Raw genomic sequence first — 14,202 nt, 5'->3', positions numbered from 1 at the left:
CACTTTCTCAAACTTTTTCCTTTTGATAAGCTAACTGCCCCATAATATAAGTCGCCGCTACTGCTCGGTCGTCACCTAGCATAGTGAGCACAAATAATTTTTCTGCTAAATCTGTTGTATGTTCCAAACGATATTTTATCAAAGGCGTTGCTTGGTAATCTAACACGACAAAATCAGCTTCTTTCCCCTTAGCAAAATTCCCAATTTTACTATCAAGATTAAGTGCTTTGGCACCTCCTAAGGAAGCCAAGTAAAATGATTTTAACGGAGACAGTTGTTGCCCTTTTAACTGGCTGACTTTATACCCATCCCCAAGCGTTTGCAGTAATGAAAAACTGGTACCTGCTCCAACATCGGTTCCCATCCCTACTTTAACACCATACTTTTCCATTTTAGCCAGATCAAATAAACCACTACCTAAAAACAAATTAGAAGACGGGCAAAAAGCTAAAGCTGAATCAGTTTCAGCTAAACGCCGGCACTGATCATCACAAAGATGCACCCCATGGGCAAATATAGACTGACTACCCAATAACTGATGTTTATCATAAACATCAAGATAATCTTCGGCATCAGGAAACAGCTGTTTGATTAATTCAATTTCATCAGTATTTTCAGATAAATGTGTATGCAGATAAACATCTGGAAATTCCTGTAGCAACTGCCCGGCTTTAGCCAACTGTTCATTACTTGACGTAATTGCAAACCGTGGCGTCACTGCATATAACAAGCGATCCTGTTGATGCCAACGCTCAATCAAAGCTTTAGATTGTTGATAGCTGGCGTCTGGGGTATCCAATAAAGCCTCTGGCGCTTGTCGGTCCATCATGACTTTGCCAGCAATCATTCTTAGCTTTCTTTGTTGAGCTTGGCTAAAAAAAGCATCCACTGATTCAGGATGAACGGTGCCAAAAACTAAAGCCGTAGTTGTACCATTACGCAGTAACTCGTCAAGAAAGACCTCTGCCACTTCTGCCGCATGGGCCTGGTTGACAAAAGCCATTTCTGCAGGAAAAGTATATTTATCAAGCCAGTCCAGCAGTTGCTCTCCATAGGAGGCAATCATGCCTGTTTGAGGATAATGAATATGTGTATCAATAAATCCAGGTGTAATTAAGCAGTTTGGATAGTGATTGACTGTAATAGACTGAGGCAACAGGGGTAACAACTGCTCAGCATCCCCTATTTGATCGACATAACCATTTTTAACAATTAGCAGTCCATCGGGAAAATATTGATAAGCCTGATCACCTGTAATGGCAGGGTCGGCAATGAAGTGAAGCAAAGCTGCGCGAACAGCGGTAATAGTGTCTGACATGCTATTTAGACTCTTTCTCTTAGCTTATTACTGTCCCCATCACGAAAGGTTTTTAACTCACGTTTCGGGTAATAAAAAGACGTCTTTTCGGAAAGCCGACACTTCATAGAGCATCACATGCATTATGAAAACACCAGCACCCCGTAACCCCAGCACTACTGCAAAGTGCATAAAACACTGCACTATACGCACAAAAACCAAGCCATTGGCTTGGTTTTGTTAATTACAAGAGGTTAGCTTATCCTACAAAATCTTAAAAACTTGACCATGAGGACAAACTGTAACGAGCATAGCTTGAATATTGCCTGGTGTAAACACTCCCAAAATACCCCAGGCCATAAACAGTTAATCACTTACACGCTTAATTCCACATCCCTTAAGGATAATTTGAGTAATTTGTTCAGCTGCCAGTTGATAGTCGTCTTCTTCAAGTGTTTCTTTACCCAACACTGCTTTCACTTGCTCACCAAAGTCTGCGTAATGCTGAGTAGATGCCCAAATTAAGAACAATAAGTGATAAGGGTCAACACGGTCCATTTTGCCTTGGGCTATCCAAGCTTTAATGACACTAGCTTTTTCTGCTACCCAATTTTCGAAGTCAGTTTCAATATATCGACTTAAAAATGGAGCGCCGTGAATGACTTCGCTGGCAAATATTCTTGACGCTAACGGGTTGGTTTTAGAATACATCACCTTGGAATGAATATAGGCAGCTAAAGCCTCTGCCGGGTCATCATCTGGTTTAATATCGTTGAACGCTGAATTCCACAGTTCGATAATGTTATGTAACACAGCACCATAGAGGTCCAGCTTGCTTTTAAAGTAATAGTGAACATTTGCTTTTGGAAGACCAGCCCTTTCAGCTATTTTCCTAACAGATGCTCCTTTAAAACCATGGTTAACAAACTCAATTTCAGCTGCATCGATAATCAACTGCTCGTTTTGTTGGCGAATTTTACCAGTAGGCTTGCGCTGTTTATCAGCCGCCGCCTTTGCCAGAATATTCTCAGTACTACTCATCAGCTAAGCCACATCAAATGTTAATTGAACCGGAATAGGCTATGGCCCTACAGGCAACCTTTTCTCCAAAAGGCGATACCCTTTCCTAACCTCTATAGACTAGCCTATCAAAGCTTGTCGCTACTCCCAAGCAATAACTGTCAAAGTAGCTAATAACCATCTACCACCGTCACAACAACTAAAGATTGAAGACATTCGCAGCATATTAGCCAATGTGAGCAGCCATTACTCCAGCAAGGTACAAAACTGACTACAGATGAGACATGCTATATTGTAATAACAGGTATTAATATGAACCGGCTATACGTGTTTTAACTAGTAATATGTGGCCAAAAATTATTGCATTACTACTCCTGACGATATCCTGCAATACAGCGAGTAAAGTTAAATACTTAGATGTTTCGGTAATGAATTTAGGTGGACCAATGGGGTCTGCTTTTCGCTACTTAGCCACTGAATTCCAGCGTCGCCATCCAGGAGTAAAAGTAAGACTATATTCCGAAGTTGATGCAAATTATAAAAAAAAACTTATCGAGTGGCTAACGGCTGAAAAAGGCATGGATGTTTTATACTGGCAAGCAGGTGAACGACTGTTTCGACTAGCCAGAGCAAACTATATCATGCCTATCTCCTCATTATGGCAACAGCAGCAATGGAATAATGCCTTTTCACCCGGCATGCAAAACCTGGTAAAATTGAACGATAATTTTTATGGCGTACCATTTAGCTATTACCACTGGGCAATTTATTATAAAAAATCCACCTTCAAAAAACTGAATATAACCCCACCCACTCACTGGGATGAATTGATTGAAGCATGCAAAAAAATACGCTCTGCTCAAATCACTCCCATCATATTGGGTAATAAGTTCGAATGGCCTGCTGAATCCTGGTTTGACTATATTAACTTAAGAGTAAATGGAATCGAGTTCCATCAAGCATTATTAGCTGGAGATATTTCCTATAAAGATCAACGAGTCAAACAAATATTTATTCACTGGAAACAATTAATTGATAACAAATGTTTTAATCCATTACCTGCAGAATATGATTGGTATGAGCTATTACCTGAGTTAAATCGTGAAAACTCAGCAATGATGTTAATCGGCCATTTCATGACCAGCAAAGCATCCCAAAGTTTAATCAATGATCTCGATTTTTTTCCATTTCCTACAATAAATCCCTCAATACCACAATATGAAGAAGCACCAACAGACGTATTTACCATTCCTAACAACACCAAAAACCTAAAGTTGGCTGAGCAGTTTTTAATAATGGTTGCAAAACCCGATGTTCAAACCATTCTTAATCAAAAAATGAAGTTTTTACCCCCCAGACTTGGCGCACATGTAAGCGAACAAGCACTCACAGAAAAAGGCAAAAGATTATTAGATCAAGCAAAAGGAATTACTCAATTTTTTGACCGAGATGCCCCTAAACCAATGGTAGATATTGCTAATGCACTGTTTGCTGATTTTTTAGAAACAACTGATATTGAAACAGTTACAGATAAACTGGAAGCAGCACGGCGCAAGCTGTACAACAAACAATAATTACCTATTCACAAGAGACTCTTCATTTCAAATTCACAATTTTATATTTTAATGTTGTCTTAAATTGAATAAGGACAACTTCATGAAATTTTACAAATTAAAACTAATCAATTTTTTATCTGGCATTACTTTCTGTGCAATCACTCTTTTCTGCTTAATCTCACAAAAGGTATTGGCCTTTGGCCAAAATGGTCACCGCATTGTGGCCCATATTGCAGATGTACACCTAACGTCTAAAACAAAAGCTGCCTTAAAACAAATCACAGGCAATAATCAGCTAGCACAGCTCTCCACTTGGCCAGACGAAATCAAATCAGAACCTACCTGGGATTACGCAAAACCCTGGCATTACATTTCCATTGATGACGATGAACCTTTTGAAGGGCTAAAACGCAGCCCAAATGGCGATATATTATCTGCCTTAGAGCATTTCGAGAGCATATTAACCAACCCAAAAACCAGTCAGCTTGATAAATGGCAAGCATTAGCGTTTTATACCCACCTGGTTGGCGATATTCATCAACCATTGCATGTAGGACGCCGTAATGACCGAGGCGGAAATGACATAACAGTTAACTGGTTTGAACAAAGCTCCAATCTACATGTTGTGTGGGACACCGATTTAATTGAAAACCAACAGCTAAGTTATACAGAATATGCCAGCTTTCTTAATAACCCCACAGCCAAACAAATAAAAGACTGGCAAACATCCTCATACCTAGATTGGGCAAAAGAGTCCAAAGAACTTAGAAATCAAGCCTACGACTTTCACAGCATACTCTCAGACATACCTCAGTTAAGCTATAAATATGCTGATCAAAAAACTAAAATTATTAATGAAAGGTTATTAATGTCAGGTGTGCGGTTAGCGGGAAAACTGAATAGTTTTTTTGATTAAAAATACAAACAAAAAAAGCGGTAACATAGTTACCGCAAAAAAACGCTCGCTTTGTGAATGATGCAACAGTTATGTCCACCATTCTGTCCTTCATGAACAACTTCTTCAAGAGTAAATAAAGAGTACGCCAGAATCTCACCTAGCGAAACAGCTTTAATAAATATAAATTAAATGAGATACAGTAATATTAAAAAATTAAGCACTCACATTTTAATTAAACACAAAAAAAGGCCACACAAGCGACCTTTTTTATTAAAATAATGAAAAAAACAAGCATTCACTTTCTCAATACAAACGGTTTATTGCACTCGTGAAATATATTTAACTACAAGCGCATTTCTATGCCTTGGTCGCTTAAGTATCGCTTGGCTTGAGGAATTGAGTATTCACCAAAATGAAAAATACTAGCAGCAAGTACCGCATCAGCTTTACCTGATTTAATCCCCTCAACTAGATGATCCAGGTTGCCTGCTCCACCAGAGGCAATTACGGGAATCACTACTGCTTCGCTGATAGCACGGGTTACCCCTAAATCATAGCCATTTTTAACACCATCCTGATCCATACTGGTCAAAAGGATTTCACCCGCTCCATACTGCTCCATTTTTCTTGCCCACTCGATTGCATCGATTCCGGTTGGCTTTCTACCACCATGAGTAAATACTTCCCATCTATCCGATTCACCCAATTTACTTACTTTTTTAGCATCGATGGCTACCACAATGCATTGAGCACCAAATTTTGCAGAGGCCTCTGCAACAAACTCTGGGTTAAATACAGCTGTTGTGTTAATACTGACTTTATCAGCGCCAGCATTAAGCAGGTTTCTGATATCTTGCAAATTACGAATACCACCGCCTACTGTGAGTGGAATAAATACTTCACCTGCTATCTTTTCTACCGTATGGATGGTGGTATCTCTTTCTTCGTGACTCGCGGTAATATCCAGAAAAGTTAATTCATCTGCACCTTGCTCATTGTAACGTTTGGCAACTTCTACCGGGTCCCCTGCATCACGAATATCAACAAACTGAATTCCCTTTACAACCCGACCATTCTCTACATCCAAGCAAGGGATGATTCGTTTGGCTAATCCCATTTTCTTTTACCTCACAGCTTTATACCCTTCTCAAATGATTTTAAGGGTTTGTTGTCGTCGCTGAGCACACAAGGATGGTGTGAATGCAGTTTATGCAGGAGCAATAAACTGTCTTCGCCCCAATCATTTATAAAATACATAAACTCGGGGCCTCATCACTCGACGGCCGCCCCTAAAAACCATTCGATTTGGCTATAACTGCACTTTATTATTTAGCTGTTTTGATCACAATATTGCTGAGCTTCAGCCAAGTTTAAACCACCTTCGTAAATAGCCCGACCGGTAATGGCACCTTCAATGCCGTCTTTAGCAACTGTTTGTAAGGCTTTAATATCATCCATGTTGGTAATGCCGCCAGATGCAATTACAGGAATATCAATCGCTTTAGCCAACGCTTGGGTGCTTGCTACATTAACCCCTTGCATCATGCCATCCCGAGCAATATCCGTGTACACAATTGCGCTAACCCCATCTCCTTCAAATTGACTTGCTAATTCTGTGATTTCAATATCCGACACCTGTGCCCAACCATCAGTAGCCACCTTGCCATCTTTAGCATCCAAGCCAACAATGATATGTCCAGGAAAAGCTTTACAGGCTTCCTTAACAAATTGTGGTTGTTTAACTGCTTGAGTGCCAATAATCACGTAAGTCACTCCTGCATTTAGGTAGTGCTCAATCGTTACTAAATTACGAATGCCTCCACCTATCTGAATAGGCAAGTTTGGGTGAGCTTTGGCTATCTGGTTTACTATTTCGCCATTAACCGGCTTGCCTTCAAAAGCGCCATTTAAATCCACCAAATGTAAACGACGCCCGCCTTGTGCTACCCAATGGCTAGCCATGGCAACTGGATCTTCAGAAAAAATGGTAGCATCAGCCATATCACCCTGACGCAGTCGAACACAGGCACCATCTTTTAAATCAATTGCAGGAATAATCAACATTATGCTATGTAAACCTTTAGTTATTAGCTTTCACCATTCCAAGACATAAAATTAGCAAGCAACTGCAAACCAGCTTGAGCACTTTTTTCTGGATGAAACTGTACGGCAAATAAATTATGTTGCCCAACCGCTACATCAATTAAATGACCATATTCACAACGGCCTTTAACCAATGCCACATTTGCAGCTTTGACATAATAACTATGGACAAAATAAAACCGACTATCCTGCTCAATATTATGCCACATTGGGTGTATTGTTTGGGTTTGATGGACTTGATTCCACCCCATGTGAGGTACTTTTAAGTGTTGACCACTGGAGTCTGTTAATTCTCGACCAAAAAATTTTACCTGACCAGGTAGCAAGCCTAAACAATCAACCCCGTTATTTTCTGCGCTATGTTCAAATAGCATTTGCATACCAACACAAATGGCCAGAATCGGTTTACTGTCAAACACCTCGGTAATGACTTGATCTATACCTGCCTGGCGAACGGCAGCAACACAATCACGAATAGCACCCACGCCTGGGAACACAATCCGGTCGGCTGCTTTAATATGATGAGACTCACTGCTAACGATTACTTTGGTATCTGGCGCTGCTACTGCTTCCAGGGCTTTTGCAACAGAGTGCAAATTGCCCATACCATAATCGACAACGACTACTTTGTTCACTCGCTCGATTCCTCTTAAGTAGTCTTTTTATAAACAACCTTTGGTTGATGGCATCATGCCTAGCATACGTGGATCTGGCGTCAAGGCCATACGTAATGCTCTACCAAACGCTTTAAATATGGTTTCAGCCTGGTGGTGGGAATTTTGACCTCGTAGGTTATCCACATGCAGAGTCACTAATGCATGGTTGACAAAACCTTGGAAAAACTCATGGAAAAGGTCTACATCAAACTGGCCTATCGTAGCTCGGGTAAAGGGTACATTAAACTCTAAACCTGGCCGCCCAGAGAAATCTATCACCACTCGAGACAGCGCTTCATCCAACGGAACATAAGCATGACCATAACGTTGAATGCCCTTTTTATCTCCCACTGCTTGACTAAAAGCCTGGCCTAAGGTGATCCCAATATCTTCAACGGTATGATGGGCATCAATATGTAAATCACCTTTGGCTTTGATATCAATATCAATTAAACCATGCCGGGCAATTTGGTCCATCATATGATCTAAAAAAGGTACCCCAGTTTCAAACTGAGCCTGACCTGTTCCATCCAAGTTGATAGTGATTTTTATTTGAGTTTCTAAGGTATTTCTTTCTACAGTGGCCTGCCGATCAGCCATACAACACTCCTGGAGTATCTATCTCCATCAAATTACGGTATGAATAACCTACAATTGGCAATTATATACTGAACAGTATCCATTGGTCAGGGGTTTTCCCGTTATAACATCTATTAATATCAACTTTTCAACCTTTTAAAATAGATTATTTATGTATATACAACCTAAAGAACACCCAAAAATTAACTTGAATTTTTGTGTATATACAAAATAACTTAATTTATAGATAGAATTTCAGTTATGCTCATGTATAGCCAAATCAGATAAAACCAAACAGAATGTAAAGCAGTAGATATAACGAGGAGTCACTCCGATGCAGCAATACCATCATAAATGGATTGATGGCAGTCCTATCAGCTTGTCATGCGGCAAAGTAGTTTGTATTGGCAGAAATTACGCAGCCCATGCAGCCGAACTCAATAACCCCATTCCAACCAGTCCGTTATTATTTATCAAGCCGGCTACTGCTGTAGTACCCCTTGAGAAACCATTACAACTACCCGACAACTTGGGTGAAATTCATTATGAAACAGAGCTAGCTATATTAATTCAACAACCAATAAAATCTGCTAGCCCTGAAGAAGCTATCAATGCAGTTGGTGGTATAGGGCTAGCCTTAGATTTAACATTGCGTGAACTACAAAGCCAGCTAAAAGAAAAAGGACATCCATGGGAAAAAGCCAAAGCATTCGATGGTAGTTGTCCACTGTCGTCTTTTATTCCATACCACAGCAGTCTACCACTCAATGATTTATATTTTGAATTGAAAATCAATGGCAACACCTGCCAGCAAGGCCAAACTAAATTAATGCTTACCCCTATTGCTGAACTGATAAGTTATGCCAGCCAGTTTTTTACCTTGCAACCAGGAGACGTCGTGCTGACTGGGACCCCAGAAGGAGTTGGCAAACTGAATTCTGGCGACCAACTTACCTTTCAGTTACAAGATTATGCACAATTTTCGACAAGTGTTTCCTGACTTGTTAGCCAAAATAACTACAAAATTAAGCCATAACTGTAATTGCGTTTTTTCAATACTGCATTTAACATGCTGTCATCTTGTCTTCACGCAAATTAGTAACAACGCTTTTTAATAAGAAAAATAAAGGGAATATAACAATGAAAATGGACTTTAAAGTAGTAGCCCTGTTGTCGTCCGTCTGTCTAAGTGGGGAAGTATTTGCAGCAAAACAACTTTATGAGTTTCCTCCTGTTTATCAAATTAATACTGGCTATTCAAAACTATTGGATGCGCAACACAAGCTGGTTGAGGAACAACAAGCACAAACAGCCCAACTCATCAATATCAACAAAAATACCCTTAATGATTTAAAAGCCCATCAACAAATAGAACTTCCACTACCAAATGAAAAAATAACCCTTACGATTACTCAAGCTAAACAAACTCAAAATGGCCTATACATAAGCGCAAATAGTGATAATAACGCTAGCTATTTATCACTCATTAAAACCACTAATTACATTCTCGGCGACTTACATCATCAGGGCCAACTTTATCGAATTAAGCACTTAACTGATGGCAGCTATAGTTTGCTAACTATGCCCAAGCAACAGCATGAGTCAGTTAGCGATGTTCATTCAGACGCCTCTAGTATGATTAAAATGCCAAAGCTCGATATAAACCGGCTATCACATAATCGACGTTATGAAGTAACTGTTATGGTTGCTTATACACAACGAGCAATAGACGACAATGACGGTATTGAAGGGGTTAATGGACTGATTCAAAAAGCCGTTGAAGAATCTAATCAATCATACCAAAACAGTAACATTCCCATTGATCTAAGTTTAGTTTATACCGTAAAGACAGATTACAGTGAATCATTCTTCGATATCTATACAGATGTTGAGCGTTTAAAAGATAAAGAAGATGGCCATATGGACGAGCTTCATCAAATTCGTAACCGATATAAAGCAGATATTACTATTCTATTAACTGGCACGGGTATGGCCTGTGGAGTAGCCCATAGCATTATGGCTGACCCCTCTACAGCCTTTGCTTTAGTAAAAGACAGTTGTGCAACGGGCTATTACTCATTTGCTCATGAAATTGGCCATTTACAAGGCGCTAGACATATAATTACCCAAGATGATTCGCAAGACCCTTTTACTTATGGCCATGGTCACTGCAATCCAGTGGCAGATACCTGGCGCACAGTAATGGCTTATAATTGCGATGTTTCAGGACTAACTCGAATCCCTTTTTGGTCAACGCCTTGGGTCAATTATGAAGAAAGCACCAATATGGGAATTAAAGGCGTTAGCAACAATGCTTTAGTACTACGTCGAACAGCGCCTTATGTATCCTCATTTCGTTAAATTGATAGTGCAACTTACCTCTTTTTCAAATAGAGGTTGTCGTAAAGGTGTTAAAGATAGGCCTATTGTCTGATAAAGGAACAGGCTACTCTTCGCCAATCTTGAATAATCATTCCTTACTCCAGTAGCGCCTTAATATCAATTAATGGCGCTACCACAAGTTACACAGTAATAAAATAGCCCATCAAACGCTAACCATGCCTTAAACTTAGAATAACCTGTTACCCCATATTAATATTTGCGACAGTCTCCAAATAGAGATAGAAATTTCTTTCACAGCCTTTCCCATAATCAGTAGTATTGTTATACAAAACCTTCTTTACATACCGTTATTATTTAACTCCTGTTTCCTGTGATGCAAATCAAACATTATAAATCAATGCGTATTCTGTACGTATTGTTTATACATTAACAAACCACTACAATTGTCTGTTTTATTTACAACCTTAACCGAATATTAGCTGGAATTTAAAGATCACCGATTAATTTTTAAAAGTACATTCATTATTCAATCCACCTTCACAGCTTTATGTGTTACGGAGGCCCAATGTTTAAAAAATTGCTCTATTTTTTCCGCAAAACCAGCAGCCATACTATGGCAAATTCAAACGCTAATGCGAAAAAAGTAGCCGAAATTAATGCAACTAATGTAGATAGTTTAGAAAATAGCGTTGAAAAAATAGTTGAAGAAATAGAGCAAACTTTTACTGATTGGCAACATACTGGTTTAAGCTCAATTCACCCGACTGAAATAGAACAATGCGAAGCATTAATTGAAAAGCTCAATGAAATTGAGCAAGAACAAGCATTAACGAGCAAAAAAGCGCAAAACCTTAACGTGCAGCTTAATAATATAAAAGCAACAATGCAGCTTTATACTGATAAGAACAGCACTTCATCTGATAATACAGAACACACTGATATAAAACCTCTTGACCAAGAATCTTCTGACCATGAAACAGTTAACTCTACTGGTAATTTTGAAGAACGAACATTCATAAAGCCAAACCAATCAAGTGATAGTGATAATAATCAAGAGGTTACTGCTCCCCTGGAAATAACCGATATTTCAGGTACAAACGAGACACCAGATACAAATACACTTGTTAATAAAAATAATAGTGGTGAAACGGTTGATACTATTGAAAGAGCCTATCCTGTTGAAATAGCAACTACAATAAAAGCGACAAACACATCAGAAATAGCAGAACCATTAAACGCTAACCCAGTTAATGATCAGTCAACTGCTGGTGAGCAAGTGGTAGATGAACAGTCTAATAATACTTCAGACACAGAAACCTCTGAAATAGTTGAAGCTAATAATAGTGAGGAACTAGCTTCAGCAGAACCAATAGAAAGTATCTTTAACAATGATACTGTCGCTGATGAACTGACTGAAAATAATGAAACATCAATCCAACCAAGTACTATAGCTGACGTTATTTTTGAGCAGGTACCCGAACCTGAAGAAGCAACTAAAACTACTGAGAAGCAGGTAAGTATCATCAAACCAAATACCGAGAGTGATAGCGAAGAAAATACTTTAATCTATCTGCCAAAACTCACTATAAAAACACCGCTTGTTTGTCTTGAGCAGGCAGAAGTAGCTGAAAATAGTAATGAATATAAAAAACTACCTAAACGCACAAAAAATATGCTTGACAAACATGGCGAATGGGTAAATAAAACAGCCAATCTTCCTTATAAAACAGATATTGCTGTTGAAGATAAGTTAGTATATTTAGCATTTCTCAAACAGCTCTTAACTACCCTCAATAACAAAAAATTAGCACCTGAGAAAAAAGTAGTAGAGCTCTCTAAAATTGAAACTCAAGAAAACTGGCAACCTTTTATTACTAACCATTTTGGTAAAGATCAAGACTGGAAAATTATAAAGGGTCTTGAATCTGAAGTAAAAACAATTAAAGGAATCAGCACTAAACTAGCTGTCATGCTATATAAACAGGGTTACACCAACAAGGAAGCCATTTGTAATGCACCTGACGATGTTCTATTAGCATTGCCACGAGTAGGAAAAGCAACTTTAGAGAAAATACGCCAGTCCAATAGCTAACTCTTCACGAATAATTACTAGGATTTGTTGTCACCCCTCAGCACCAAGGATGGTGTGAATTCAATTTAATCTATAAAAATTCATCATTCATTTGACTAATTATGATGTTAAAAATTTGATCTTGGCAGCTTAGCATTAGAAATATTTCTCTCAATTATCTGCTTTACTATTCCATTTTTCTTCATATACTGTATTTCTTGGTTGAACTTATCAAAAAAATTACCTGCTTCTTTATTTGACAAAGACGCAGATAAAGCTAAATAACCAGCCTCTTCTTCGATTTGGAATACCTCCTTTATATCTTCAAGTTTGATAGTATGGTCTTCATTTTTCAGTGCTTTTAGATACCATTGTATGGTAACCCGATCATTTATATGACAGTCCAACTTTCCTGGAGCAAGCTTACGAATTGCAGCTTCAGGGCCTGTTACGTTGGTTGTGTTTAGCTCATTATTATTAACGCTCCGCCAAAACTTATCTCCCCCCATAAGTACACCCAAGCTCAACACAAACCTGGCGCTTTGTAAATCATCAGGCCAACTTTTCAGTTGTTTAAAATTAATACCTACCCTCATTAGATTTTTAACGTTACAGAATACCGTGGAAATTTCCTGCATTATAGGAACTGAATAATACTTTAGATATGGCCGTTGATCTAGGAAATAATGTGGTGGAAAAATACCTTGTGCCAGGCCAGTCTCTACCATATATAGCGCGCGCTTCCATGGCATTAACTCAATTTTGATATCACTGCGCCCCATTCTTTTAAACGCTTTCATTATGATTTCCACATAAATTCCCTTGGGTACACCATTATCCAGATAAGAAAAAGGTGGATGAAGGCTATCACCCACGATGATAAATGGCTTGTTTTTAGCTGGAGAAACCGACCTTGACTTTTCAGAATATCGCCCCATTAAGACATCATCCATTATTTTATCGATAGTTCCTTGTTTTTTTAATTTAGCTAATCCTTTATTAAATTTTTCCAACCATTTTTCTGCCTGCGGAGATTTATTTGATACCAATAAATACCACTGTCTTTCTTGAATTGCTCTATGGTGGTTCGTTAATAGCTTTTGATCACTTGCTGAAAAGTTTTTTACCAATAATTCGTAGCCTACTTCTGGCTCAATAATAAATAACTGTATTCGCTTTGCAATAAGCTTTTTTAAGTTAATTATATCGGTATTACCTATTTCTGTATCGATTAACTTATTTTCAATAGCATTTTGTATTTGTTCACCATAAAAATACCCACGGGTAACCCCAATTTTATACTGTTTCAAATTTTCTATGGTTTTCCAGTCAAATTGGAAATCTTTACGATGAAAAAATACATGGCGCAATGTTAAAACAGGGTCGCTGAATAGAAAGTACTTTGCTCTCTCTTTATTTTTTGACCATAGCAAAGTAGCGTCAACCTTACCATCCTTAGCCGTTTCCATAGAGCGCTTCCATGGGTAAAAAATATAGACTACTTTAATTCCTTCTAATGCAAATGCTTCTTTGACTATATGCGACCCTGCACCATATTCATTATAGTGCTGAGATAAAAAGGGTGGCCATTCTCCGCTGGCAATACGAATTACATCTTTACTGAACACTATAGGAGATATGAATAGCCAACATAAGAATAACAATCTATATCTCATAAA

General features: G+C 38.5%; 12 protein-coding genes. 5 read left to right on the top strand and 7 right to left on the bottom strand.

The window, feature by feature from the left end:
* Positions 1 to 7: 7 nt before the first annotated feature.
* Positions 8 to 1,318 (bottom strand): guanine deaminase, encoded by a 1,311-nt coding sequence (guaD, locus tag G4Y78_RS01600; protein ID WP_163831022.1) that lies wholly within the window; start codon positions 1,316 to 1,318, stop codon positions 8 to 10.
* A gap of 345 nt (positions 1,319 to 1,663) precedes the next feature.
* On the bottom strand, positions 1,664 to 2,338 hold the full coding sequence (locus tag G4Y78_RS01595) for a TetR/AcrR family transcriptional regulator (protein WP_163831021.1): 675 nt from the start codon (positions 2,336 to 2,338) through the stop codon (positions 1,664 to 1,666).
* Between the two features lie 425 nt (positions 2,339 to 2,763).
* On the opposite strand from G4Y78_RS01595, the gene G4Y78_RS01590 reads away from it, so the two are divergent.
* Both G4Y78_RS01590 and G4Y78_RS01585 read left to right on the top strand, forming a co-directional pair.
* On the top strand, positions 2,764 to 3,891 hold the full coding sequence (locus G4Y78_RS01590) for an ABC transporter substrate-binding protein (RefSeq protein WP_163831019.1): 1,128 nt from the start codon (positions 2,764 to 2,766) through the stop codon (positions 3,889 to 3,891).
* Positions 3,892 to 3,973: 82 nt separating this feature from the next.
* Positions 3,974 to 4,789 carry a S1/P1 nuclease gene (locus G4Y78_RS01585; RefSeq protein WP_163831017.1) on the top strand — a complete coding sequence of 272 codons (816 nt, stop codon included), beginning with the start codon at positions 3,974 to 3,976 and terminating at the stop codon, positions 4,787 to 4,789.
* Positions 4,790 to 5,114: 325 nt separating this feature from the next.
* On the opposite strand, the gene hisF is transcribed toward G4Y78_RS01585, so the two are convergent.
* The 4 genes from hisF to hisB all read right to left on the bottom strand — a co-directional run bounded on the left by hisF (position 5,115) and on the right by hisB (position 8,130).
* Positions 5,115 to 5,888, bottom strand: coding sequence for an imidazole glycerol phosphate synthase subunit HisF (gene hisF / locus G4Y78_RS01580; protein ID WP_163831015.1), 774 nt, complete (start codon positions 5,886 to 5,888; stop codon positions 5,115 to 5,117).
* A 212-nt stretch (positions 5,889 to 6,100) separates the two neighbouring features.
* Positions 6,101 to 6,835 (bottom strand): 1-(5-phosphoribosyl)-5-[(5-phosphoribosylamino)methylideneamino]imidazole-4-carboxamide isomerase, encoded by a 735-nt coding sequence (hisA, locus tag G4Y78_RS01575; protein WP_163831013.1) that lies wholly within the window; start codon positions 6,833 to 6,835, stop codon positions 6,101 to 6,103.
* Between the two features lie 23 nt (positions 6,836 to 6,858).
* The gene (hisH, locus tag G4Y78_RS01570; protein ID WP_163831011.1) at positions 6,859 to 7,509 is read right to left on the bottom strand and encodes an imidazole glycerol phosphate synthase subunit HisH; all 651 of its coding nucleotides are present in this window, start codon (positions 7,507 to 7,509) and stop codon (positions 6,859 to 6,861) included.
* Positions 7,510 to 7,536: 27 nt separating this feature from the next.
* Positions 7,537 to 8,130, bottom strand: coding sequence for an imidazoleglycerol-phosphate dehydratase HisB (hisB, locus tag G4Y78_RS01565; protein WP_163831010.1), 594 nt, complete (start codon positions 8,128 to 8,130; stop codon positions 7,537 to 7,539).
* A gap of 313 nt (positions 8,131 to 8,443) precedes the next feature.
* On the opposite strand from hisB, the gene G4Y78_RS01560 reads away from it, so the two are divergent.
* From G4Y78_RS01560 to G4Y78_RS01550, 3 genes are all read left to right on the top strand, one after another.
* Complete coding sequence (locus G4Y78_RS01560) at positions 8,444 to 9,109, top strand: fumarylacetoacetate hydrolase family protein (RefSeq protein WP_163831008.1); 666 nt, start codon at positions 8,444 to 8,446, stop codon at positions 9,107 to 9,109.
* Positions 9,110 to 9,249: 140 nt separating this feature from the next.
* Positions 9,250 to 10,470 carry a M12 family metallo-peptidase gene (locus G4Y78_RS01555; protein ID WP_163831006.1) on the top strand — a complete coding sequence of 407 codons (1,221 nt, stop codon included), beginning with the start codon at positions 9,250 to 9,252 and terminating at the stop codon, positions 10,468 to 10,470.
* A 547-nt stretch (positions 10,471 to 11,017) separates the two neighbouring features.
* Entirely contained in the window at positions 11,018 to 12,544 is a 1,527-nt protein-coding gene (locus G4Y78_RS01550) for a helix-hairpin-helix domain-containing protein (protein WP_163831004.1), read from the top strand.
* 107 nt (positions 12,545 to 12,651) lie between these two features.
* Here the strand turns inward: G4Y78_RS01550 and G4Y78_RS01545 are convergent, their stop codons facing one another.
* Positions 12,652 to 14,199: a substrate-binding periplasmic protein gene (locus tag G4Y78_RS01545; protein WP_163831002.1), complete on the bottom strand. Its 1,548-nt coding sequence runs from the start codon at positions 14,197 to 14,199 to the stop codon at positions 12,652 to 12,654.
* Positions 14,200 to 14,202: the final 3 nt, after the last annotated feature.

The organism is Spartinivicinus ruber, assembly GCF_011009015.1.
GTDB lineage: Bacteria > Pseudomonadota > Gammaproteobacteria > Pseudomonadales > Zooshikellaceae > Spartinivicinus > Spartinivicinus ruber.
This window is presented reverse-complemented; position numbering and strand designations above follow the sequence as displayed.

Bases quoted from the DNA above. Each gene is read 5' to 3' on its own strand.
- guaD (WP_163831022.1), bottom strand. From the start codon at position 1,318: ATGTCAGACACTATTACCGCTGTTCGCGCAGCTTTGCTTCACTTCATT.
- G4Y78_RS01595 (WP_163831021.1), bottom strand. From the start codon at position 2,338: ATGAGTAGTACTGAGAATATTCTGGCAAAGGCGGCGGCTGATAAACAG.
- G4Y78_RS01590 (WP_163831019.1), top strand. From the start codon at position 2,764: ATGGGGTCTGCTTTTCGCTACTTAGCCACTGAATTCCAGCGTCGCCAT.
- G4Y78_RS01585 (WP_163831017.1), top strand. From the start codon at position 3,974: ATGAAATTTTACAAATTAAAACTAATCAATTTTTTATCTGGCATTACT.
- hisF (WP_163831015.1), bottom strand. From the start codon at position 5,888: ATGGGATTAGCCAAACGAATCATCCCTTGCTTGGATGTAGAGAATGGT.
- hisA (WP_163831013.1), bottom strand. From the start codon at position 6,835: ATGTTGATTATTCCTGCAATTGATTTAAAAGATGGTGCCTGTGTTCGA.
- hisB (WP_163831010.1), bottom strand. From the start codon at position 8,130: ATGGCTGATCGGCAGGCCACTGTAGAAAGAAATACCTTAGAAACTCAA.
- G4Y78_RS01560 (WP_163831008.1), top strand. From the start codon at position 8,444: ATGCAGCAATACCATCATAAATGGATTGATGGCAGTCCTATCAGCTTG.
- G4Y78_RS01555 (WP_163831006.1), top strand. From the start codon at position 9,250: ATGAAAATGGACTTTAAAGTAGTAGCCCTGTTGTCGTCCGTCTGTCTA.
- G4Y78_RS01550 (WP_163831004.1), top strand. From the start codon at position 11,018: ATGTTTAAAAAATTGCTCTATTTTTTCCGCAAAACCAGCAGCCATACT.
- G4Y78_RS01545 (WP_163831002.1), bottom strand. From the start codon at position 14,199: ATGAGATATAGATTGTTATTCTTATGTTGGCTATTCATATCTCCTATA.